23 protein-coding genes are annotated in these 21590 nt (G+C 54.1%); 21 read left to right on the top strand and 2 right to left on the bottom strand.

Annotated elements, in window-relative coordinates:
• Window positions 1-2 precede the first annotated feature (2 nt).
• The 10 genes from JJE36_00630 to JJE36_00585 all read left to right on the top strand — a co-directional run bounded on the left by JJE36_00630 (window position 3) and on the right by JJE36_00585 (window position 12246).
• Complete coding sequence (locus tag JJE36_00630) at window positions 3-1076, top strand: glutamine amidotransferase family protein (GenBank protein MBK5210825.1); 1074 nt, start codon at window positions 3-5, stop codon at window positions 1074-1076.
• Window positions 1077-2525, top strand: coding sequence for an alpha-hydroxy-acid oxidizing protein (locus JJE36_00625; protein MBK5210824.1), 1449 nt, complete (start codon window positions 1077-1079; stop codon window positions 2523-2525).
• A gap of 13 nt (window positions 2526-2538) precedes the next feature.
• On the top strand, window positions 2539-3387 hold the full coding sequence (locus JJE36_00620; protein MBK5210823.1) for a hypothetical protein: 849 nt from the start codon (window positions 2539-2541) through the stop codon (window positions 3385-3387).
• Between the two features lie 66 nt (window positions 3388-3453).
• Window positions 3454-4791: a glutamine synthetase gene (locus JJE36_00615; GenBank protein ID MBK5210822.1), complete on the top strand. Its 1338-nt coding sequence runs from the start codon at window positions 3454-3456 to the stop codon at window positions 4789-4791.
• A gap of 156 nt (window positions 4792-4947) precedes the next feature.
• A complete protein-coding gene (locus JJE36_00610) occupies window positions 4948-5559 on the top strand; it encodes a winged helix-turn-helix transcriptional regulator (protein ID MBK5210821.1) in 612 nt (203 codons plus the stop codon).
• A 77-nt stretch (window positions 5560-5636) separates the two neighbouring features.
• Window positions 5637-6197, top strand: a complete 561-nt coding sequence (locus tag JJE36_00605) for a DUF308 domain-containing protein (GenBank protein ID MBK5210820.1) — start codon at window positions 5637-5639, stop codon at window positions 6195-6197.
• The gene (gene polA, locus JJE36_00600; GenBank protein ID MBK5210819.1) at window positions 6194-8842 is read left to right on the top strand and encodes a DNA polymerase I; all 2649 of its coding nucleotides are present in this window, start codon (window positions 6194-6196) and stop codon (window positions 8840-8842) included. The genes JJE36_00605 and polA overlap by 4 nt, the downstream gene beginning before the upstream one ends.
• A 182-nt stretch (window positions 8843-9024) precedes the next feature.
• On the top strand, window positions 9025-11310 hold the full coding sequence (locus JJE36_00595; protein MBK5210818.1) for a vitamin B12-dependent ribonucleotide reductase: 2286 nt from the start codon (window positions 9025-9027) through the stop codon (window positions 11308-11310).
• Window positions 11311-11392: 82 nt separating this feature from the next.
• Window positions 11393-11950, top strand: coding sequence for a dCTP deaminase (locus tag JJE36_00590; protein ID MBK5210817.1), 558 nt, complete (start codon window positions 11393-11395; stop codon window positions 11948-11950).
• 50 nt (window positions 11951-12000) lie between these two features.
• Complete coding sequence (locus tag JJE36_00585) at window positions 12001-12246, top strand: hypothetical protein (GenBank protein MBK5210816.1); 246 nt, start codon at window positions 12001-12003, stop codon at window positions 12244-12246.
• Window positions 12247-12251: 5 nt separating this feature from the next.
• Here the strand turns inward: JJE36_00585 and JJE36_00580 are convergent, their stop codons facing one another.
• Window positions 12252-12608, bottom strand: a complete 357-nt coding sequence (locus tag JJE36_00580; protein ID MBK5210815.1) for an AzlD domain-containing protein — start codon at window positions 12606-12608, stop codon at window positions 12252-12254.
• Entirely contained in the window at window positions 12608-13426 is an 819-nt protein-coding gene (locus tag JJE36_00575) for an AzlC family ABC transporter permease (protein ID MBK5210814.1), read from the bottom strand. Before JJE36_00575 ends, JJE36_00580 begins: the two co-directional genes overlap by 1 nt.
• Window positions 13427-13543: 117 nt before the next feature.
• Here JJE36_00575 and JJE36_00570 point away from each other — a divergent pair, with 117 nt between their 5' ends.
• The 11 genes from JJE36_00570 (at window position 13544) to JJE36_00520 (ending at window position 21510) form a co-directional block, all read left to right on the top strand.
• A complete protein-coding gene (locus tag JJE36_00570; GenBank protein ID MBK5210813.1) occupies window positions 13544-14008 on the top strand; it encodes a hypothetical protein in 465 nt (154 codons plus the stop codon).
• A 31-nt stretch (window positions 14009-14039) separates the two neighbouring features.
• Window positions 14040-14597 (top strand): LemA family protein, encoded by a 558-nt coding sequence (locus tag JJE36_00565; GenBank protein MBK5210812.1) that lies wholly within the window; start codon window positions 14040-14042, stop codon window positions 14595-14597.
• Between the two features lie 12 nt (window positions 14598-14609).
• Window positions 14610-15431, top strand: a complete 822-nt coding sequence (locus tag JJE36_00560; protein MBK5210811.1) for a prolipoprotein diacylglyceryl transferase — start codon at window positions 14610-14612, stop codon at window positions 15429-15431.
• A 71-nt stretch (window positions 15432-15502) separates the two neighbouring features.
• Window positions 15503-16555 (top strand): DUF3048 domain-containing protein, encoded by a 1053-nt coding sequence (locus JJE36_00555; GenBank protein ID MBK5210810.1) that lies wholly within the window; start codon window positions 15503-15505, stop codon window positions 16553-16555.
• Between the two features lie 94 nt (window positions 16556-16649).
• Window positions 16650-17540 (top strand): pyridoxal 5'-phosphate synthase lyase subunit PdxS, encoded by an 891-nt coding sequence (gene pdxS / locus JJE36_00550; GenBank protein MBK5210809.1) that lies wholly within the window; start codon window positions 16650-16652, stop codon window positions 17538-17540.
• 3 nt (window positions 17541-17543) lie between these two features.
• On the top strand, window positions 17544-18110 hold the full coding sequence (gene pdxT, locus JJE36_00545) for a pyridoxal 5'-phosphate synthase glutaminase subunit PdxT (GenBank protein ID MBK5210808.1): 567 nt from the start codon (window positions 17544-17546) through the stop codon (window positions 18108-18110).
• A 15-nt stretch (window positions 18111-18125) separates the two neighbouring features.
• Window positions 18126-18884 (top strand): YebC/PmpR family DNA-binding transcriptional regulator, encoded by a 759-nt coding sequence (locus JJE36_00540; protein MBK5210807.1) that lies wholly within the window; start codon window positions 18126-18128, stop codon window positions 18882-18884.
• A gap of 107 nt (window positions 18885-18991) precedes the next feature.
• Window positions 18992-19465: a crossover junction endodeoxyribonuclease RuvC gene (gene ruvC, locus JJE36_00535; protein MBK5210806.1), complete on the top strand. Its 474-nt coding sequence runs from the start codon at window positions 18992-18994 to the stop codon at window positions 19463-19465.
• Window positions 19466-19477: 12 nt separating this feature from the next.
• Window positions 19478-20080 (top strand): Holliday junction branch migration protein RuvA, encoded by a 603-nt coding sequence (ruvA, locus tag JJE36_00530; protein ID MBK5210805.1) that lies wholly within the window; start codon window positions 19478-19480, stop codon window positions 20078-20080.
• Between the two features lie 138 nt (window positions 20081-20218).
• Window positions 20219-21142, top strand: coding sequence for a Holliday junction branch migration DNA helicase RuvB (gene ruvB, locus JJE36_00525; GenBank protein ID MBK5210804.1), 924 nt, complete (start codon window positions 20219-20221; stop codon window positions 21140-21142).
• Between the two features lie 164 nt (window positions 21143-21306).
• The gene (locus tag JJE36_00520; protein MBK5210803.1) at window positions 21307-21510 is read left to right on the top strand and encodes a cold-shock protein; all 204 of its coding nucleotides are present in this window, start codon (window positions 21307-21309) and stop codon (window positions 21508-21510) included.
• The last annotated feature ends 80 nt before the right edge of the window (window positions 21511-21590 follow it).

Raw genomic sequence — 21590 nt, 5'->3', positions numbered from 1 at the left:
TCATGTGCGGTTTAGCAGGAATTTGCGATAAGAGCGGAGCTCTGATTCCCGGAGAAGTCATCATGAAGATGATGGCCGTCCAGCGCGATCGCGGAAACGGCCTCGGTGCCGGATACGCGGGATACGGAATTTATCCCGAGTTCGCCGATCATTATTGTTTTCATATGATGTATGACTCGACCGAGGCCAAGGAAGCGTGCGATATCTATTTCGAGCGCAACTTCCGAGTCGACAGAAACGAGCCTTTGCCCACGCAAAAGACCGTCGGTATCGATGCCGGTCCGATTCTGTGGCGCTATTTCGTCACCGTGGACGACCGCATCATCAAGCAAAAAGATACGACCGAGCAAGACTACGTCGTCGATGCCGTCATGCACATCAACACGGCGATAGACGGAGCGTTCGTCGCTTCATCGGGCAAGAACATGGGCGTCTTCAAGGGCGTCGGATTCCCCGAAGAAATCGGCCACTTCTATCGCCTCGACGAGTACGAAGGCCACACGTGGACCGCGCATAACCGCTTTCCGACCAACACGCCGGGCTGGTGGGGCGGTGCGCACCCGTTCGCATTGCTCGATTTTTCCATCGTGCACAACGGTGAGCTTTCCAGCTACGGCATCAACTCGCGCTATGTCGAGCAGTTCGGCTATCACTGCACCATGGGTACCGACACCGAAGTCGTCGCCTATCTGTTCGACAAGCTCATGCGTAAAGACGGTTTGACCGTCGAGCAGGCGTGTCGCGCTTTGGCGGCGCCGCTTTGGAGTGAAATCGACCGCATGGATGAGGCCGACAAGGCGTATTACACGGCACTTCGTCGTAAGTACGGTTCGGCTATGCTCAACGGCCCCTTCGCCATCGTGCTCGGCACCAGCGAAGGCATGATCGCTCTCAGCGATCGCATCAAACTGCGTCCGCTCGTTGCCGCCGAATCAGGCAGCATCGTGTATGTCGCCAGTGAAGAATCGTCCATTCGCGAGGTCTGCCCGGACCCCGATCGCGTCTGGACTCCGCGTGCAGGCGAGGCGGTCGTCGTTCGTCTCGACAGGGTTTCGAGAAAGGCGGAGGTGGCATAAATGAAGGACTACACACAGCCGGAATTTCATGTCGATATCGATTACAGCAAGTGTCATAAGTGCGGTCGCTGCGTCGGTCAGTGCGGGTGGGGCGTCTACAAGTTCAATGAACGCCCGATTCCCGATGACTCGAAGTGCCGCGCATGCCACCGCTGCGTGACGTTTTGCCCCGCGCACTGCATCACCATCAAAAAGAGCGAGCTCGCCTATCGCGAGAACGCGAACTGGGAGCCTCAGACGCGTAAAAACATATGGAGGCAGGCGGCAACCGGCGGCGTCCTCCTGACGTCGATGGGTGCTTCGCGTCCGCAGCAGTCGATTTTCGATCACCTTGTGCTCGACGCCTGCCAAGTCACCAACCCTTCCATCGATCCGCTCCGTGAGCCGATGGAATTGCGTACCTATCTGGGCAACGCGGAAAAGGGCCCGGCCATCAAGATCGAGACTCCGTTGACCTTTGCGCCGATGAGCTACGGCGCGGTCAGCCTCAACGTCCACAAGTCCATGGCGATGGCAGCTTCGCGCTTGGGTATTTTGATGAACACCGGTGAGGGCGGATTGCACGCCGACCTCTATCCCTATCAAGACAACGTCATCGTACAGGTCGCGTCGGGACGTTTCGGCGTCGACCCCGAGTATCTCAACCGCGGTGCTGCCATCGAGATCAAAGTGGGACAAGGTGCAAAGCCGGGAATCGGCGGGCACCTCCCTGGTGAGAAGATCAACCAAGAAGTGTCGGTGACGCGCATGATTCCGCAGGGAACCGATGCCATCAGCCCGGCTCCTCACCACGATATCTATTCGATTGAAGATTTGCGCCAGCTCATCTATTCGCTGAAAGAGGCGAGCGGCTACAAGCCGGTCGGCGTTAAAATCGCCTGCGTCAACAATGTCGGTGCAATCGCATCGGGCGTCGTTCGCGCCGGTGCGGACTACGTATATCTCGACGGTTTCAGAGGCGGCACGGGAGCTGCTCCCGCCGTCATTCGCGATAACGTCGGTATTCCTCTTGAAATCGCCATCGCGGTCGTCGACCAGAGGCTTCGCGACGAGGGGATCCGCCAACAGGCGAGTATCATCGCCGCCGGCTCCATTCGTTCCTCGGCAGATCTCGCAAAGGCCATCGCATTGGGCGCGGATTCGTGTGCAATCGGCAGTGCGGCGCTCATCGCGCTCGGCTGTCACTTGTGCCAAGGATGTCATACGGGTTGCTGCAGCTGGGGCTTGACTACGCAAAAGCCCGAGCTCACGCGACGCCTCGATCCGGAAGAGGGCGCGCAGCGTCTGGTGAACCTCGTCAATGCGTGGAGTCACGAGCTTCAAGAGATATTGGGAGCCCTCGGCGTGAACGCCATCGAATCGTTGCGCGGTTCGCGTGAGAGACTTCGTGCGGTCGACCTCGATGAGCAGACCTGTAAAATTCTCGGCGTCAAGCCTGCCGGAATGTAGGGGAGAAGAGACTATGTCAGAAGTAATCACAGGATATTATCAGACACAACCCAGCATCGCTTTTTCCGGTGAAGGCGCTGAGAAAACAGCGATCGTTCAATGTAAGTCCATCTATTACAAGCAGGTCAACGAGACGGTACGGGCTGCAATCGAAGAAGGCGCCCATCGCATCGTCTTGCAAGGTATCAACGGACAACGCTATATCGGAGACGGAATCGTTGCCAAAGACGTCACCATCATCGTCGAGGGAGTAGCCGGTCAAGATCTCGCGATGTTTATGGGCGGTGCCACCGTCGAAGTGCTCGCGAACGCACAAGACGGTGTCGGAAACACCATGGATTCCGGTGAAGTGTATATTCATGGGCACGCCGGCGATGTCATCGGTTACGGTATGCGCGGCGGTGCTGTATACATCAGAGACGATGTGGGTTACCGCGTCGGCATTCACATGAAGGAGTTCAAATCGCACAAGCCGCTCATCGTCGCAGGCGGTTGCGCGCGCGATTTCTTCGGTGAGTACATGGCCGGAGGGGAGCTCATCTTGCTCGGCCTCGACAGCCAAGGCCAACGCTCCGATCAACCGCTCGTCGGCAATTATATCGGCACGGGGATGCACGGCGGTGTGATCTATCTTCGCGGAGAAATTCAGCCCTTTCAGTGCGGAAAAGAAGTCGGAATCTTTGCGGCGGAGGAAAAAGACCTCGCCTCTATCAAAAAGCATCTGGAAAAATACGTCGAGTTGTTTGCGACCGATTTCGGCTCTGATCCCGCCGAGCTTCTCGAGGAACTTTTGTCGTCGAAATGGACGAAACTTTCCCCGACGTCTTCGCGGCCGTATGGCAATTTGTACGCACCGCTATAACGGCTCTACCTGCGGAACAGAAAAATCCGTATTCAAAAGAGTTGGAAATTTGTTTAGGAGGAAAACATGGCAGCAGGATTAGATAAAGATTATGTACTGACCACCATCAAAGAGCGCGGGGTGAAGTTCGTACGATTTTGGTTCACCGACGTTCTCGGTGTCATGAAGTCGTTTGCCGTGACCGAGACTGAAATCGAAGGTGCGTTTGAAGAGGGAATGGGCTTCGACGGCTCATCGATCGATGGCTTCACTCGTATCGAAGAGTCCGACATGGTTGCGTATCCCGATGCGAATACCTTCCAAATCCTCCCTTGGCGCCCCAATGAGCACGGCGTCGCACGCATGTTCTGCGACATCGTCCGCCCCGACGGTTCGAGCTTTGCCGGCGATCCTCGTTTCGCCCTCAAGCGCATGCTCGCAAAAGCCGCGGATAGGGGATACACCATGTATGTCGGTCCCGAGCTCGAGTTTTTCTACTTCAAAGATGACAAGTCATGTGAGCCTCTCGACCAGGGTGGTTATTTCGATTTGACTCCTCTCGACTTAGCCAGCGACCTTCGTCGCGATACCGTGCTCACTCTTGAGAAGCTCGGTATTCCGGTCGAGTACAGCCACCATGAGGTTGCTCCTTCGCAGCACGAGATCGACCTTCGTTACTGTGAGGCTCTCGCAATGGCAGACGCCGTCATGACCTATCGCTTGACGGTTAAAGAAGTCGCCCTCCACAACGGAGTTTATGCAACCTTCATGCCTAAGCCGCTTGATGGCGAGAACGGTTCCGGTATGCACACGCACCAGTCGCTCTTCACCGAGGACGGCAACGCATTCTTCGATGCAAACGATCCTCAGGGCTACAACCTTTCGAAGATCGCCAAGCACTACATCGCCGGTCTCTTGAAGTATGCTCCGGAGTTCTGCGCAATCACCAACCCGTTGGTGAACAGCTACAAGCGTCTCGTTCCCGGCTACGAAGCTCCGGTATATGTATCATGGGCGCGTCGTAACCGTTCCGCCATGGTTCGCGTTCCGATGTACAAGCCCGGCAAGGAACTCGCAACCCGTATCGAGCTTCGCTCACCGGATCCCGCGTGTAACCCCTACCTCTCATTCGCCGTCATGCTCGGCGCCGGCCTCAAGGGTATCGAAGAGGAGCTCGAGCTCATGCCCGAGGCGACCAACGACATCTTCGAAATGACCCCGGCAGAACTCGATGCAGCGGGAATCAAGACGTTGCCGAAGGACCTCGGCGAGGCAATCGATTTGTTCGAGAAGTCCGAGACCATGAAAGAGATTCTCGGTGAGCACATCCACTCGTTCTATGTCGAGAACCGCAAAGCCGAGTGGGCCGACTACATCAAGAGCGTCACTCCTTGGGAGCTCGACAGATACTTGAGCGTCATCTAGTTTTTCGCGGCAATACGGTAGTGCTCTAGGGTAAAGAACGAGCATAGGGAGGTGGTCGGCATGGGAAGTCTTTTGAAAGCAGCACTCTCGAAAACAGTACTGGTGATTTCAAGCGACGAATTCTTCCGTGCCGAGATTGCGACAGTTGCAAGCACCATGCCTGTAACTGTCGCATGGTCCTCCCTCAGTGATGCCCAACGCCGAGTATCGCTCGGTGGATTCGATGCGGTGCTATCGGACGCAGGGGATCAGACATCCGTGCTACTCGAAACCATCGAGCGTATTCAGGCGAGCGCCATCCCCGGGGCTCGACGTTTGTGTGCGCTTGTACGTATTTCGGAATCGCGTGTGCAAGCGGTGCATTTTCCGGAGCGAATCCGTTGCGACTTCTTTTTGGAAGGGGCACTCGAAATCGAAGTTGCAACGAGATTGCGCTTTCTCCTCTGGCCGAAAGAGGCTCCCGCCGCCGATGAGATGGTCAGTGACGGCTCCCTGACGATCGACACGGCGACCTACCAAGTCCGCGCGAACGGACAGCCTCTCGATTTTGCCTATCTCGAATATGCCCTCCTGGCATTTTTAGTCACCCATGCCGACAGAGCCCATACGCGCGAGGAGCTTTTACGACGGGTGTGGGGTGGGCAATATTACGGTGGATCGCGTACGGTCGACGTTCATGTGCGCCGTGTGCGTGCCAAACTCGATCCGGCCTCGGCTGCACGTCTCGAGACGGTGCGTGGCATGGGATATCTCTGGCGTTCCCACTAATCCTTTCGTGTTACTATATGAAAAAGGACGACGTGACGTGTCAAGGCGGGTTTTGAGAGGAAAATGGAGGGCGCACGATGAGGGATACATCACTTTTCTCAAACGCTTGGATGGCGCCCGTTGTTTATGGTGTGTGCCTTGTTTTGGTCTCACTCATGTTGTTCATACGACCGCTTCCTCTCATATCGCTGGCAGTTTGGACCATCGGTCTCTTTTGGCTTGTCGGCGGAATCATCAAACTCATCGGATTATATTTCGACCGCACGCGGTGGGGCTTGAAGCTCATCGGTGGCGCGGCCGGTGTTTTTGTCGGTGCTTGGATAGTCTTTCCCGCCTCGGGCGCGGAAATGGTCGTCAAGACCGCTGCACTTACGAGCACACTCGCCTATATCTGGCTTTTCGGTGGTCTATTCGTCGGGGTTACCACTATCTTCGGAGGTCTCAACGTAAAGGATTACTCAGAGGCGCTCGTCGGATTCATAGAAGTGCTGCTGGCTTGTTTTCTCATAAGTAACGTCTATTTCATGTTGAACACGATGGTGCTCATCTTCGCTTTTATAACACTTTTCGGCGGTATCGCTTCGATTTACGTCGGCGTCAAAGCCCGTAAAGCCGAAAAGATGATTTTTACCAAATGACCGATTCGCGACTGAAATCAGCATCCCGCTCGCTTCTGATAGTGGACGGTAATTCGTGGATGCATCGGGCGTTTCACGCGATTAATTCTGCGCTGAGCGCTCCCGACGGACAACCGACGAACGCCGTCTTCGGCTTTTTGTCCATATTGGCCAAAACACTCGGTGAACTTAAGCCCGATGCGGTGGTGGTGGCATTCGACGCCGGAAAACCGGCTTTTCGTTTTGAGGCGCTCGCACAATATAAGATGCAGCGTCCTCCGACCGATCCTCTTCTCAAACCTCAGTTCGCACTTATGGAGGAACTGCTCGTCGCTATGAACGTGCCTGTTGTGAAAGTGCAGAATTGGGAGGGCGACGATATCCTCGGCACGCTTTCCCTTCGAGGCGAACTTGACGAGTATCGCGTCTATCTCGGTACCGGTGACAGAGATGCGTATCAATTGATAACCGAGAAAACTTCGGTGGTGACCACGAAAAAAGGGATGGGCGATTTGGATATCGTCACACCTGAAGGGGTGTGCGAGCGCTATGGCCTCAACCCCTGCCAAGTGGTCGACTATCTGGGGCTCAAGGGCGATCCGAGCGACAATATCCCCGGTGTTCCCGGTATCGGTGAGAAGACGGCATCCCGTTTACTCAGGGAATATGAAACGCTCGATGCGGTCATAGAGGCCGCGCAGGCCGGAGAGATTTCGGGTCGCGCCGGCGCGTCGCTCGTGGAAAATAAACAAGCCGCCTATTCTTCGAGAATCGTGGCCACCATTGCGCGCGACGTACCCATCGACCTCGACTTGAAGAATATCGATTTCGGTGCGTGGGACGTACAGAAGATGACCGATGCCTTTATGAAATTGAGAATGCGCGCACCTTTGACGAAACTGTTGTCATACGGTCGCGATGACAGATCTTTAGATGAGGTCGCCGAACTGACCGAGGACATGCAACAAGAAATGGATAAACTCGTCGAGGCGAGTCCTTTCATCGGAGTCTCGTTGGATAAGACGGGGGAGTCTCTTTTCGACAATGAAATCAAACTGGGCATCGGTACCGGAGGAGTTTCCGGCGATAGCCGGGTAAACGGGGAAGAAGCCTTGACGCGTCTGTGCGAACTTTTTGAACGGGATACCATCGCCTCGCTCAATATCAAGTCACTGCTTCAAGAAATCTATCCTCCGGATTCGGCGATTGTCGCTCGGGTTGAACGCGATAAACTCGACTCGTCGCGCTATTTCGATGTGTCGGTGGCGGCCTATCTCCTTGAATCGAGTCGCACCGATTATTCACTTTCTGCGCTTTGCATGGATTACCTCGGCGTGGAGTATGAAGCTCCGCTCGCCGAGAGTGGCGTCTCGGCGGTCTGCTATGAAGCCGATGTCATCGCTCGTCTCGCAGCCGTGCTCACACGCGACTTGAAGGTCGACGACAGCTATGAACTGTTCACATCCATCGAGATGCCGTTGACGCTCGTTTTGGCCGATATCGAACGTACGGGAGTCGCTCTCGATGTCGATTTTTTGGCGACGCTTCAAAAAGAGGGCCGTGAAATCATCGAAGATCTGCGCGGTGAAATCATCGAGCTGGCCGGCAGGGACTTCAACGTCGACTCGCCCAAGCAGCTCGGCGAAGTGTTGTTCGTCGATCTCGGCTTGCCGACGGGGAAAAAGACGAAAACGGGTTTCTCGACGAATTCAGCTGTTTTGGACGGGCTTGTCGACAAACACCCAATCGTCGGAAAGATTGCAACCTATCGCGAGTACAACAAATTGCAATCGACCTACATCGAAGCTCTTCCGCGCCTTTTGGCGACCGATCATCGGCTGCATACGAGCTTCAACCAAACGGTGGCGGCGACAGGACGGCTGTCCTCGTCGAATCCGAACTTGCAAAACATCCCCGTCCGCACCGAACTCGGGCGCCGAATTCGACAAGCGTTCATTCCCGGTGAAAAAGACTGGTCGATTATGAGCGTCGATTACTCTCAAATCGAGTTGCGCGTGTTGGCCCACTTGAGTCATGACGAAGGGCTCATCGAAGCGTTTACGAGCGGGGCCGATTTCCATGCGGCGACTGCGGCCAAGATTTTCGGAATCGATGCTTCGGCCGTCGATGCGAGAATGCGTTCGCGCGCCAAAGCGGTCAACTTCGGCATCGTCTACGGCCAGGGGGCCCACGCACTCGGACTTTCTCTGGGCATTCCGATCGGCGAAGCACAGGCGATGATAGATCGTTATTACGATGCGTATCCGCGTGTCAAAACTTATCTGGAAAGTTTGAAGACGAGCGCCAAGGAGCAGGGATGGGTTGAGACGTCGTTTCACCGCAAACGGCACATTCCCGAGCTTTCGAGTCCTTCGCACAACGTCCGTGCGTTCGGTGAGCGGACGGCGATGAACCATCCCATGCAAGGAACAGCCGCCGACCTCATCAAATTGGCTATGATTGCGGTGAATAAGCGCTTGAAGGATGAAAAATTCAACGCTCGCCTCCTTTTGCAGGTTCACGACGAACTTCTTTTCGAAGTACCGAAATCAGAGATCGAAACCCTGTCGGCGATGGCCTCCGACAGCATGGCGCAGGTGGCCTATTTTCTCGTTCCCCTCAAAGTTTCGAATGCCGTCGGTCCCACATGGGCTCAGGCGAAATAGTCTTTTCAAATATCCCATATTTCTCAAGACAGGGTATAGACACCACAATATCTTGTGGAGTACCATGGAGAAACCAATAGATGTAGTGGTTCTTGCGGCTACGTCTCAAAAAGTCTTTTTTACAGATAAAAGACCTTTTTTATACTTGAAACGGAATCGGGATAAGGGCGGAAGGTAGAAACATGGCTAAAAAAGCAACAACGAAAAACGGCTTCACACGTGAGGTCGATACGCTGCTCACTCCGAATGCGTTGACGGTTCTAAAACGCCGCTATCTCAAAAAAGATGAGGAGGGCAACGCGGTGGAAAAACCGAGCGATATGTTCGATCGCGTTGCGGAAAATATCGCTTCTGCAGAGATTCTTTTCGGAGCCGATGAGGAAACCGCCCAGAGAACCGCCGCGGATTTCTACCGTCTCATGTCGAATCTCGAATTCCTCCCCAATTCGCCGACGCTCATGAACGCAGGTCGCGATCTTCAACAGCTTTCCGCTTGCTTCGTGCTTCCCATCGGCGACTCGATGGAAGAAATCTTCGGTGCCGTCCGTGACACCGCGCTCATCCACAAGTCGGGTGGAGGCACGGGCTTCTCATTCTCGCGTCTTCGCGGATCGGGAGCCTCGGTTCGCACCACCCAAGGTGTTTCAAGCGGTCCCGTGTCCTTCATGCGTGTGTTCAATCAGGCGACCGAAGCGGTCAAGCAGGGTGGCACTCGTCGCGGCGCCAACATGGGCGTACTGCGTATCGACCATCCCGATGTCATGGAGTTCATCACCTGCAAGGAAAACGGTGATTTCGCCAACTTCAACATATCCGTTGCAATCACTGAGGAATTCATACGCGCCGTCAAAGCGGGAACCGATTACACACTCTACGATCCTCGCGATAAAAAGCCGGCCGGCACGTTGAACGCCGCCGAGGTCTATGACCTCATCATAAATCTCGCGTGGGCGACAGGCGACCCCGGCATCATTTTCATCGATCGCATGAATCGCGCAAACCCGACGCCTAAACTCGGAGAATTCGAAGCGACCAACCCCTGCGGCGAGCAGCCGTTGCTCCCGTATGAAGCGTGCAACCTGGGCTCCATCAATCTGTCACGCATGCTTAAAGAGGGCAAGAAAGGTCTCGAAGTCGATTGGGACAAGCTCAAAGATGTCACGCACAGAGCGATCCATTTTCTCGACGACGTCATCGAGGTCAACAACTATCCGTTGCCCGAAATCGACAAGCTCGTTCGCGGCAACCGTAAGGTCGGTCTCGGTGTCATGGCATGGGCCGATATGCTCATCCGCCTCGGCATCGGCTATAACACCGAAGAGGCGGTCGCTCTCGGCGAAAAGCTCATGAAATTCATTGATGACGAGGCGAAAGCCGAGTCGCGTATTTTGGGACAAGCGCGCGGAGCGTTCCCCAACTTCAAGGGTTCGATTTATGACAAAAAAGGCGCCGAGCCCATTCGCAACGCGACCGTCACCACCATAGCTCCGACCGGCACACTCTCTATAATCGCTTCGTGTTCATCCGGAGTCGAGCCGTTGTTCGCCGTCTCCTATGTGCGCACCGTCATGGACAAAGATCGCCTCGTCGAGGTCAATCCGCTCTTCGAAAAAATCGCCACCGAACGTGGGTTCTTTACCGCCGAGCTCATGGAGGAAATCGCCGAACACGGAACCGTGCAAGGTATTAAGGCCGTTCCCTCCGACGTTCAGGCTGCTTTCGTGACGGCCCACGACATCGTTCCCGAATGGCACATTCGCATGCAGGCGGCTTTTCAAAAGTATACCGACAACGCCGTTTCCAAGACCGTCAACTTCTCGAACGAGGCGACTCCGCAAGATGTCCGTCACACGTATGACTTGGCGTACGAACTCGGTGTCAAAGGCGTGACCATTTATCGTGACGGTTCGAAGGACTGCCAGGTTTTGACCACCGGAGCTACGGAAAAGAAGGATGCCGTCGAGGTTCCTCCCGCCGTTTTCGGCGAAATCGCGCCGCGTCCGCGTGCGACGGTCACGCAGGGACGCACCGAGAAAATTAAAACGGGATGCGGCAATCTCTACGTCACCATCAACTGGGATGACCTAGGGATGTGCGAAGTATTCACGAGCATGGGCAAGTCCGGTGGCTGCGCCTCCTCTCAGTCCGAAGCGCTCAGCCGCATGATTTCGGCTTCACTTCGTGCGGGAATCAACCCCGATTCGCTCGTCAAGCACCTTCGCGGGATTCGCTGTCCTTCACCGGCGTGGGCCGAGGGCGGAAAAGTCCTTTCGTGCGCCGACGCCGTAGGAATCGCCATGGAGCACGCGCTCGAGTTCATCTCGACGGGGCAGACGGCGAGCATCGTGAGCAAGAATACCGACCAGCTCGATAACCATGCCGGTGCGTGCCCCGAGTGCGGCGCGACGCTCGAGCACGAAAGCGGTTGCGCGGTGTGTCGCACGTGCGGTTACAGCAAGTGTGCCTGATGGTAGCCTCTTAATAAAGTAAAAAATCATTCGTCATCGGTTGATGACGGAATCGAATTTCGGGTGCATGGAGGGGAACACAATGGTTTTATCTGATCGTTCAATAAAAATAGAAATGACCAAGGGCCGCATCGTCATCGATCCTTGCTCGATCGACGATATCCAGCCTTCGAGCGTCGACCTTCACTTGGCCGAGGGTTTTGCGGTATTTTTCAACTCGCGCTACCCTTATATCGATCCTTTGGAGCAGCAGACCGACCTTACCGAGACGGTGACGGCGACCACGTCGGTACCGTTCGTACTCCATCCGGGAGAATTCGTGTTGGCTTCGACGACCGAACGCATCGAGCTGCCCAACGATATCGTTGGGCGTCTCGAGGGAAAAAGCTCTTTGGGCCGTCTCGGTTTGATGATTCACTCCACAGCCGGATATGTCGATCCGGGTTGGAAAGGGCGCCTCACGCTCGAGTTATCCAATGTGGCGAACCTTCCGATTCTGCTGACGCCGGGAATGAAAATCGGACAGATTTCGTTTACCTCCATGACAACCGAGGTCGATCGCCCCTACGGACACTTCGAACTGGGAAGTCGTTATCAAAATCAAGAGGGAACGACTCCGAGCAGAATGTACCTCAAATAGGCAATTCGTGCTAAGGTGTGAAAAAGTCCGAATGAGGTAAGGAGAAAATGATGGCCGTTTGTTGGCAAACTCGTGAATGCGAACCCGATATCATCGGTGCATGTCCGCATGCGGTGACCGAGCGCGATATGTGTCCTTCACGCTGCACATTTTCCATTTGCGATCGCGAAACACATGTGATGACGACCGATCCCGCATTGGTGTTCGACCCCACCGTGGACCGAAACGCGGCGCGTAAGCAGTCGTGCCTCTACTGTGAGCATTTTCTGAAACACGGTCCCCGTCGGACAAGCTGAGCGTGCTAGACACCGAACCCCATCAAGGTGAAAACCCATCGTAATATGAGATAAAAACCGACTCCCGCCAACGTGGAGCCGATGAAGCTTTTGCTCAACTTGAACACGAGCATGGAAGCCAGAGCTCCGTAAATGCCGGGGTTTGCCGCCATGGGGGAATAGTTCGCGCTCGGCAGGAGCACTTCTTTTGCAAAAAGCGCACCCATCACAGAAATGGGAACGAACGAAAGCCACCGCATGATAGGCTTCGGCAACGCAACGCGCGAAAGCGCGGCCATGGGGATGAAGCGTAGACCGAAGTTGACGAGTCCCATGCCGATGATCACCGCGATTATCGTATGTTGGGGTACGGTATTAATCATCAGAAGGGTTCCTTGTGTGCGACGACGGTGATTTCTTCGCCGGATTCAGTCGCCTGCTCGTGGGGGAAGATGAACGCGGCTGCAGTCGCGCCCGCCAGGGCCGCGATCACGATGAACCAGTTCGAATCGATTGCAGTCCCGAAGTGATTCAATAAGGCGAGCGCAATCACGATACATCCTGAAAAAACGCCTGTCAGGATATGCTCTCGATTCTCGGCGAGTGTCACGAAAAGTGCGGCGAACATCGCCGGCATGGCGAAATCGATGCCCCATCTGCTCGGGTCGCCGATCCAACTCGAGCAGGTGACACCGATTCCGGTGCCTGCGACCCATCCGATCCAAGCGATGAGACCGACGCCTCCCATGGACGATTGGGTCGCCGTGTCGCTCCTCAAATCGGCGATGTTGATTGCGAAGGACTCATCGGTGAGCGTGAAACCGAGCCACGTCATGACTTTGAGACTGACTTTTTTCAGATGGGGCGACACCGTGGCGGCGAACAAAACGTAGCGTGAGTTGACGATGCCGGCCGCGATGACGGTGGTGAGGGCATTTCCTCCGGCGAGCAGTGTCGCGAGTGCTATGAATTGTCCAGCTCCGGCCAAGGCGGTCGCCGAGCATAAGAGCGCTTCCAGAGGAGAGAAGCCCTGCCGTGCGGCAAGGATTCCGAAGGCCAAACCGACCGGTAAATAGCCCAAAAAAATGGGGAGCCCGAGTTTGATTCCACGGAAAAAATCACTGCGGTCACCGACCCTTGAAAGGCCCGTGACGCGCTGTGTTGATTTTTGCTCTTGTGTTATATATGATGGCGTGCTCATAGAAAAGCTATGGTAGCAGTATTAGGTATTTCTTAAAACACATTCTGCACATTCTTTCTATATTTTGTGTCCGTGTGCAGCGCTATAATGAGTTCAGCCGTAAAGGAGGTAATCATTATGCAATTTACCATCAACTGCCCGAACGACGGTGAAATCGTTGTGAACCTGAACAATATCGAGAACATGGTGATTCGCGATAAGAGCCAGGCTGATATTACTTTCGTGTGCCCGATTTGCGGAACGCATATCACCATGAGTACCCCCGTTCCCGCATTCCTGATGTCGACCATGGAAAATCTTTCGAAGGAACTCGGTGTTCCTCTCGAAGACGGCAAAATTTTATTCAATACCGTTATCGGCGATCCCGATTCCGACGGTGATGAGATCACGTTCGGACTCGAGGATATGCAGGAACAGGCACAACAATTCGCTCGGCTCGGTTTCGAAATGAACGGACGGAAGGTCCGTACGCCCATCAAGTTGAAACAACTGGATGATTCCGATAAGTCCCATCTGGAGTATTTCCGCCACGAGCTCGACGGTGTGGCGACTGTTGACGATTTGCTCAAGGAACTCGACTAATTCACCGAACTTATCGCGCGAGGAGGCTCTCATGAACGTGATTTATCTGTTGGTGGCATTCGTCGCCGCCCTCATATTTTATTCGTTTATGCTTTATAATAAATTGGTGCGCATGAAGAATCGCATCGATAACGCATGGTCGCAGGTGAAGGTTCAGCTGAAACGTCGTTGGGATCTCATCCCGAACTTGGTCTCGACGGTTAAAGGATATGCGGCGCATGAGTCTCAGACACTCGAAGCAGTGACAGCCGCACGAAATGCCGCCGCCGGTTCCGGTGCGAGCGATATAGCCCAAAGCGCACAGACTGAAAATGCTTTGACGGCATCGCTGCGACAGCTTTTCGCGGTTGCCGAAAGTTATCCCGATCTCAAGGCGAACGAGAGCTTTCTCGCTCTTCAAAAAGAACTCACCGACACTGAAAATAAAATTTCGTATGCGCGCCAGTTCTACAATGATTCGGTCATGACATATAACACGGCCATCCAGCTTTTCCCGGCGAATTTCTTGTCGGGACCGTTCGGATTTCTCGCACGTGGGTATTTTGAGATCGACAAAGTCGAAGAAGAGCCGGTCACAGTCGAGTTTTAGTTTAGGATTCTCGTGCACTCATTTTTAATAAGTCTTCAAAACATAAACCCGATTGCATTTCGTGTCGGTCCGTTCGGTGTTCATTGGTACGGGCTGGCGTATGCTTTCGGGTTTCTTGTCGCAATCGGTTTGATTCGCATATTTTCAAAACGATGGAAGCTTTCCCTCACCACCGATAACCTGTTGACCGTTATGTTGTATGCAATCATCAGCGTGGTTATCGGCGGGCGCCTGGGGTATTGTTTGTTTTACGGGGGCGGGTATTACTTTTTGCATCCGTTACAAGTCTTTGCAACGTGGGACGGCGGTATGTCTTTTCACGGAGGATTCATAGGAATCATCATCGGATTGTATTTGGCTTCGCGAAGTATTAGGATTCCCTTTTGGACGCTTGCCGATTTGGCCTCGATCGGTGCTCCTGTGGGTTTCGGGTTGGGACGAATCGCCAACTTCATCAACGGAGAACTTTGGGGGCGTGTGACCACTTCAAGTCTTGGGGTGGTTTTTGCAAACGCCGGCTCTCAGCCGCGTTATCCGACTCAACTTCTCGAAGCGGTTCTCGAAGGCCTCGTATTGTTGCTTATCATGATTGTTCTCGCATCAAAGATACCTCCGCGGGTTCAAGGGGAGCTTTCCGGTTACCTGACCCTTTTTTACGGTCTCTTCAGAATCTTCATCGAGTTTTGGCGTGAACCCGATGTCGGAATCGGTTTCGTTGCCGGGAATTGGCTGACAATGGGAATGCTTCTCAGTGCACCGATGGTGGTGGTGGGCATTGCGCTCATCATAAAATCACGAAAAAGCGCACGTCCTCAAGGTGAAATGGTCCGATGAGGTTCATATCGATACGTTATACTGGCTACACAGGAGATTCAGCTACAGGGGGAAAGATGAGGAGCGAGACGATGCATGATTTTTTCAGACGCCGTCCGCTGATTGTCGCAGGCGTGCTCGCATTGTTGTTGTTGCCGGTTCTCGGCGGTTGTGCGAAAAAAACAACGACGGGATATCCTGCTGTTTCCACCGAGCCGACCATCTCAAAACCGTCCGCGCCGATTGTGTGGCCGTATACGGGGCTGAAGGCTCCGAGCGCTCAAGCGATAAAGAAGCGCCCCATCAGCGTGAAAATCGAAAACTCGAATCCCGCACGTCCGCAAAAAGGATTGAACTCGGCCGACATCGTCTATGAAACGATGGTCGAGGGCGGAATAACGCGCTTCAACTGCATATTCCAAAGCAAACTTCCCAAAGAGCTCGGTCCCGTGCGAAGTGCGCGACTTTCCGATATATGGATCGTTCCCCAGTACGGCGCCATGTTTTACTTTTCCGGCGCCAACTCCCAAGTGGCGGCGCGCGTCAAAAACCGTGGAATCAATGACATGTCGCAGTCGAAAGCGCCTTCGTTATACCACCGCATTTCTTTCAAATCCGCACCGCATAACCTTTATATGAGCACGAAGAGCGCCTATAAGCTCGCAGAGGCGAAAGGGTTCTCCACGACTTTTGATAAGAAAGGTCTTGATTTCGGAACTCCGTCGACCGAGGCGACGAAAACGGCCACGACGATTACGATTCCGTTTTCTTACTACGCAAAAATCACTTGGAAGTATGACACCTCCACGAATACGTATCTTCGTTTCAATAGCGGTGCAGCCCACAAGGACGGGGCAACCGGCGAGCAGGTGAATGCGACGAATGTCGTTGTGCTGTGGGCGAAATATACCACTCAAACCAAGCTCGATCATGCGGGGTCGGTGACTTATGACACTGCGTTGGGTGGCTCTGGAAAAGCAGCGGTTTTCAAAGACGGCACGCGCACCGATGTCACGTGGGAGGCGGATAAGAATACACCGCCGCACTTTACCGACAAGGACGGGAATACGGTGAAGCTCAATCCCGGAAAGACGTGGTTCGAGGTTCCCAACACGGGAATAAAAATAAATGCTTCCGGGAAATAAGATATATATTTCCTATATTCATATCTTTTTAGTAGGGTATAATTTATCGTAAGCAAGTGATAGCAATCAATCCCCGAGAGGAGACGCATCAATCATGACTGAAGTACAAAAAGGAACAGTTCGAGTAAAGACCGGCCTTGCAGAAATGCTGAAGGGCGGCGTGATCATGGACGTCGTTACGCCCGAGCAGGCAAAGATCGCCGAGGACGCAGGAGCCGTCGCCGTAATGGCTTTGGAGCGCGTACCGGCAGACATTCGTGCACAGGGCGGCGTTGCCCGTATGTCGGATCCGACCATGATAGCCGCCATCATCGAGGCGGTAACCATTCCGGTCATGGCGAAGTGCCGTATCGGACATTTCGTCGAGGCGCAAATCATTGAGTCTCTCGGCGTTGATTACATCGATGAGTCCGAAGTTTTGACTCCCGCCGATGAAGAGTACCACGTGGATAAATGGAACTTCGACGTGCCGTTCATCTGTGGCTGTCGCAATCTCGGCGAGGCGCTTCGTCGTATCGCGGAGGGTGCGGCCATGGTTCGCACCAAAGGCGAGCCGGGAACAGGTAATGTCGTCGAAGCCGTACGCCACATGCGTACCGTCAACGCGGAAATCGCTCGCATAGCCGGCCTTCGTGAAGAGGAGCTTTTCACGGCTGCCAAAGATTTACAGGCGCCTTATGATCTTGTGAAATGGGTGCACGACAATCGCAAGTTGCCCGTCGTGAACTTCTCCGCCGGCGGTATCGCGACTCCCGCCGACGCCGCATTGATGATGCAGCTCGGTAGCGAAGGAGTATTCGTCGGTTCGGGAATCTTCAAGAGCGGGGATCCGAAAAAACGTGCTCGCGCTATCGTTCAGGCGACGACCCACTATGACAACCCCGATATCCTCGCAGAGGTTTCCAGAGATCTCGGTGAAGCCATGGTCGGCATCAACATTTCAGATATTCCCGCAAACGAGCGTATGAGTGAGCGTGGTTGGTAAGCGATGAAGATTGGCGTTCTTGCGCTCCAGGGAGCGTTTCGTGAACATATCACTATGCTAGAGGCGCTCGGTGTGAGCGCCTCGGCTGTGCGTTTGCCTGTTCAACTGGAAGGGCTCGACGGCCTGATTATCCCCGGCGGGGAGTCGACGGCGATTTCCAAGCTCATGGTGAACTACGGCTTCTACGATGCGATTTCGGCAGCAGCAGGCGACGGTCTCGGCGTCTGGGGCACGTGTGCAGGGCTGATTCTCATGGCCCACGAAGTCGATGACGGCATTGAAGACCAACGTTCGCTGGATTTGATCGACGTGGTCGCTCGACGCAATGCGTTCGGAAGACAGAGAGACTCATTCGAGGCGCCGCTCGATTTCAAAGGTGTCGGAGAATACACGGGGGTGTTCATCCGTGCTCCGTGGATTGAGTCGGTCGGTACGGGCGTTGAAGTGCTTGCTTTCCATGAAGGGCATATCGTTGCGGCCGGAAAAAGTAATATGATGGTAACGGCGTTTCATCCGGAGCTTACTTCGGATGACAGCATTCACCGTTATTTCATCGAGCGCATACTTTAAGAAAGGGACACGATTATGTCGGGACACTCGAAATGGGCCACCACCAAGCATCGCAAAGCCGCGCAGGACAAAAAGCGCTCAGCTTTGTTCGGTAAACTGGCACGCGTCGTATTCGTTGCGGCAAAGGAGGGCGATCCCAACCCCAACAACAATGCGGCGTTGGCCGCCGCCATTGTCAAAGCAAAATCCTATTCTCTGCCGAAAGACAAGATCGATGCCGCCATCGCAAAGGCGAGCGGTACCGGAGCAGACGGTGCGGCATGGGTCGACGTCGTTTACGAGGGGTACGGTCCTTTGGGCGTCGCCGTGTACGTCGATTGTCTGACCGACAACAGGAACAGGACTGCGGCCGATGTCAGGGCGGCATTCGTCAAAGCCGGCGGCAATTTGGGCACGGACGGTTCGGTTGCGTTCCAGTTCCATCGAATAAGCGAAATAATCGTTGAAAAGAGCGATGATTTCGACGAGGACGAGATGATGCTCGCGGTCGCCGAGGCCGGTGGCGAGGACATGGAAGTCGGTGATGAGGAAGTCGTGGTCATGGCCGGCCCGTCGGATATGATGACTGTGAAAAAAGCTCTCGAAGAAGCGGGCTATGTCGTAATCGGCGCCGACATCGTCATGCAAGCCGTCAATCCGACCGCCATCGAAACAAACGATGCGAAGAAAGTCCAACGTCTCATCGACCGGCTGGAAGAGCTCGACGATGTTCAAGTCGTGTACCATACGATGGACCTGACCGATGATCAGCTGGCCGCTCTCGACGAAATGTAGCGTATCATCTGCGATTATTTTGACTACATCCGTCTCAATGGGGTAATATAGAACAAATGTTCGTATTATTCGACGAGTCGGGTGTTTGCTATTTTAATGAGGCTCATGTGATTGTATTGGGAATCGATCCGGGACTCGCCCATAGCGGGTGGGGAGTTATTCGCGCAGCCAAAGGTGAATTCGAACCTGTCGCCTACGGTCACATCTCGACGTCCCCGAGGGACCCGATTTCGATTCGTCTCGACAAGATATACACCGAAGTAAGTGAGGTCGTGCGGCATTATCAACCGCAGACGGCCGCGGTCGAAGGTATCTTTTTCGGAGTCAATGCAAAGAGTGCATTTTCAATCGGAGAGGCTCGCGCTGCAGCAATACTGGCCGTGGCGAGACAGGGAATCGGACTTCAGGAGTACTCGCCGGCGCAAATCAAACAGACTGTCGTCGGAAACGGGCGAGCAGAAAAAGCACAAGTGGCCTATATGGTCAAAATGCGCCTCGTCCTCGATCACACTCCGACGCCGGATCACTGTTCCGACGCGCTTGCTATTGCCATAACACACGCGACGCTTGCCGGGTTTTGAGAGGGTTTTGCCATGATTGCCTTTCTTTCGGGTTCACTGACGTATAAGGGTCTCGATTACCTGCTGATCGATGTCTGCGGCGTCGGCTATAAGGTTGCAATGTCTGCGCGCTCATTGGAGTTCATCGGAAGCGTCGGCGACGATATTTTAGTTCATACCCAGCTCATACTTCGAGAGAATGAAATTTCTCTCTATGGTTTCAGCGATATATCCGAGCGCGATGTTTTTCTCAAATTAATCGAGGTGACCGGCGTCGGGCCGAAAGTCGCGCTCTCAGCGCTCTCCACGTTGAGCGTTGATACCCTTGTTCGCTCGATTGTCCTCGAGGATATCGCTACGATTTCGAGCATTCCCGGAATCGGTAAAAAAACAGCCCAGCGTATCGCGCTCGACTTGAAAGACAAGTTCTCACCTCTCGACGGTTCGCTCGGAATGGCTGCGGCGCCATCTAATCGAGCCGTCGGCGGGGAACAAAGCGCACTGAGCGATGCACAATCCGCGCTACTCGCCATGGATTTTTCCGCAATAGAAATCAGTGAGGCGCTTCTCGGAGCTTCAGATGACATGAGTGCCGAGAAGTTGATAGCGTATGCCCTGCGTCGTTTGGGCGCATAAGCACCGGCGTTCACAAAAGGAGTAGACGTGACCACGAACTGGGAAGCCGACGACATAAAGCGAGAGGAACCGATCCGTTTGGTCGACCGAGAGCTTAAGACCGACGACGCAGACATCGATGTCACGTTGCGTCCGCAGATGTTGAGCGAATACTTGGGCCAAACACGCGTGAAGACAAACCTCGAAGTGCTCATTCAGGCCACCAAAGAACGTGATGAAGCGTTGGACCATATTTTGTTGGCGGGCCCGCCGGGGCTGGGGAAGACGACGCTTTCCGCCGTCATAGCGCACGAATTGGGCGTAAAAATCAGAACTACCAGCGGACCGGCAATCGAACGGTCCGGCGATTTGGCCGCGATTTTGACCAACCTCGAACCTAACGACGTCTTGTTCATCGACGAAATTCATCGGCTCAACCGGGCAGTTGAAGAGATTTTGTATCCGGCAATGGAAGACTTCAAGCTCGACATCGTCATCGGAAAAGGGCCGGCTGCGCGATCCATCACACTCGATATTCCCCGGTTCACTCTCATCGGAGCTACGACTCGAACGGGGCTGCTGAGCGGTCCGCTACGTGATCGCTTCGGCATGGTCTTCCGGCTCGACTATTATTCCCATGAGGAACTCGAATCAATCGTTGTTCGAAGCGCGCGAATTTTGGATGTGGATATCACACGGGAAGGTGCCAATGAGATTGCACGCCGCGGACGGGGGACACCGCGTTTGGCTAACCGTCTGCTCAAACGCGTTCGAGATTACGCACAAGTTCAAAATGTCGACAAAATCACGCGGGATGTCGCATCGGAGGCCCTCACCTTCTTCGAAATCGATTCGTTGGGGCTCGATTGGATGGACATAAAAATATTGAAAACTTTGGCAAAGACGTTTTCCGGCCGCCCGGTGGGACTCAACACATTGGCGAGCTCGACTGGTGAGGAACCCCACACCCTCGAAGACGTGTACGAGCCGTTCCTCCTGCAACAGGGCTTGATTATGCGTACGCCGAAGGGTCGGCAGGCAACAAAAAGGGCGTATGAACATCTCGGTATTACTTTTGAATAAAAAGTAATTTGTACTTTTATTCGACAAATGACATCAAACGTGTGATACTCAATACCGAAGTCTCAATAAGAGCCTTCTGTATTGTTTAGCGGTAGGCCGCCCCGGTAGGGTGAGCGTTATCGTTGTACGTGGCTCCAAAGTTTGGAGCAGGAAGCAGGATTTGTATGGCTATTGGTAAAGTAAAGTGGTTCAACCCGGATAAAGGCTATGGCTTCATCGAGCAAGAGGGCGGCGAAGATCTCTTCGTACACTTCTCTGAGATTCAGATGGATGGCTTCAAGACTCTTGATGAGGGAACTCCAGTACAGTTCGACATAACCGTTGGACGTAACGGAAAGAACCAAGCCAGCGGCGTAACCCGGGCATAACCCGAAATACGTTGTGTGAGACACGGATAGCAGCAAGCCTGCGTGAGTGTATCACAGACAGAGGGGCGACAGATATGTCG

The organism is Coriobacteriia bacterium, from assembly GCA_016649875.1.
In the GTDB taxonomy this organism is placed as follows: domain Bacteria; phylum Actinomycetota; class Coriobacteriia; order WRKU01; family JAENWW01; genus JAENWW01.
This window is presented reverse-complemented; position numbering and strand designations above follow the sequence as displayed.

What these genes read in the sequence shown, in the direction of transcription:
- JJE36_00630 (MBK5210825.1), top strand. Translation starts at nt 3, where the DNA reads ATGTGCGGTTTAGCAGGAATTTGCGATAAGAGCGGAGCTCTGATTCCC.
- JJE36_00625 (MBK5210824.1), top strand. Translation starts at nt 1,077, where the DNA reads ATGAAGGACTACACACAGCCGGAATTTCATGTCGATATCGATTACAGC.
- JJE36_00620 (MBK5210823.1), top strand. Translation starts at nt 2,539, where the DNA reads ATGTCAGAAGTAATCACAGGATATTATCAGACACAACCCAGCATCGCT.
- JJE36_00615 (MBK5210822.1), top strand. Translation starts at nt 3,454, where the DNA reads ATGGCAGCAGGATTAGATAAAGATTATGTACTGACCACCATCAAAGAG.
- JJE36_00610 (MBK5210821.1), top strand. Translation starts at nt 4,948, where the DNA reads ATGCCTGTAACTGTCGCATGGTCCTCCCTCAGTGATGCCCAACGCCGA.
- JJE36_00605 (MBK5210820.1), top strand. Translation starts at nt 5,637, where the DNA reads ATGAGGGATACATCACTTTTCTCAAACGCTTGGATGGCGCCCGTTGTT.
- polA (MBK5210819.1), top strand. Translation starts at nt 6,194, where the DNA reads ATGACCGATTCGCGACTGAAATCAGCATCCCGCTCGCTTCTGATAGTG.
- JJE36_00595 (MBK5210818.1), top strand. Translation starts at nt 9,025, where the DNA reads ATGGCTAAAAAAGCAACAACGAAAAACGGCTTCACACGTGAGGTCGAT.
- JJE36_00590 (MBK5210817.1), top strand. Translation starts at nt 11,393, where the DNA reads ATGGTTTTATCTGATCGTTCAATAAAAATAGAAATGACCAAGGGCCGC.
- JJE36_00585 (MBK5210816.1), top strand. Translation starts at nt 12,001, where the DNA reads ATGGCCGTTTGTTGGCAAACTCGTGAATGCGAACCCGATATCATCGGT.
- JJE36_00580 (MBK5210815.1), bottom strand. Translation starts at nt 12,608, where the DNA reads ATGATTAATACCGTACCCCAACATACGATAATCGCGGTGATCATCGGC.
- JJE36_00575 (MBK5210814.1), bottom strand. Translation starts at nt 13,426, where the DNA reads ATGAGCACGCCATCATATATAACACAAGAGCAAAAATCAACACAGCGC.
- JJE36_00570 (MBK5210813.1), top strand. Translation starts at nt 13,544, where the DNA reads ATGCAATTTACCATCAACTGCCCGAACGACGGTGAAATCGTTGTGAAC.
- JJE36_00565 (MBK5210812.1), top strand. Translation starts at nt 14,040, where the DNA reads ATGAACGTGATTTATCTGTTGGTGGCATTCGTCGCCGCCCTCATATTT.
- JJE36_00555 (MBK5210810.1), top strand. Translation starts at nt 15,503, where the DNA reads ATGCATGATTTTTTCAGACGCCGTCCGCTGATTGTCGCAGGCGTGCTC.
- pdxS (MBK5210809.1), top strand. Translation starts at nt 16,650, where the DNA reads ATGACTGAAGTACAAAAAGGAACAGTTCGAGTAAAGACCGGCCTTGCA.
- pdxT (MBK5210808.1), top strand. Translation starts at nt 17,544, where the DNA reads ATGAAGATTGGCGTTCTTGCGCTCCAGGGAGCGTTTCGTGAACATATC.
- JJE36_00540 (MBK5210807.1), top strand. Translation starts at nt 18,126, where the DNA reads ATGTCGGGACACTCGAAATGGGCCACCACCAAGCATCGCAAAGCCGCG.
- ruvA (MBK5210805.1), top strand. Translation starts at nt 19,478, where the DNA reads ATGATTGCCTTTCTTTCGGGTTCACTGACGTATAAGGGTCTCGATTAC.
- ruvB (MBK5210804.1), top strand. Translation starts at nt 20,219, where the DNA reads ATGTTGAGCGAATACTTGGGCCAAACACGCGTGAAGACAAACCTCGAA.
- JJE36_00520 (MBK5210803.1), top strand. Translation starts at nt 21,307, where the DNA reads ATGGCTATTGGTAAAGTAAAGTGGTTCAACCCGGATAAAGGCTATGGC.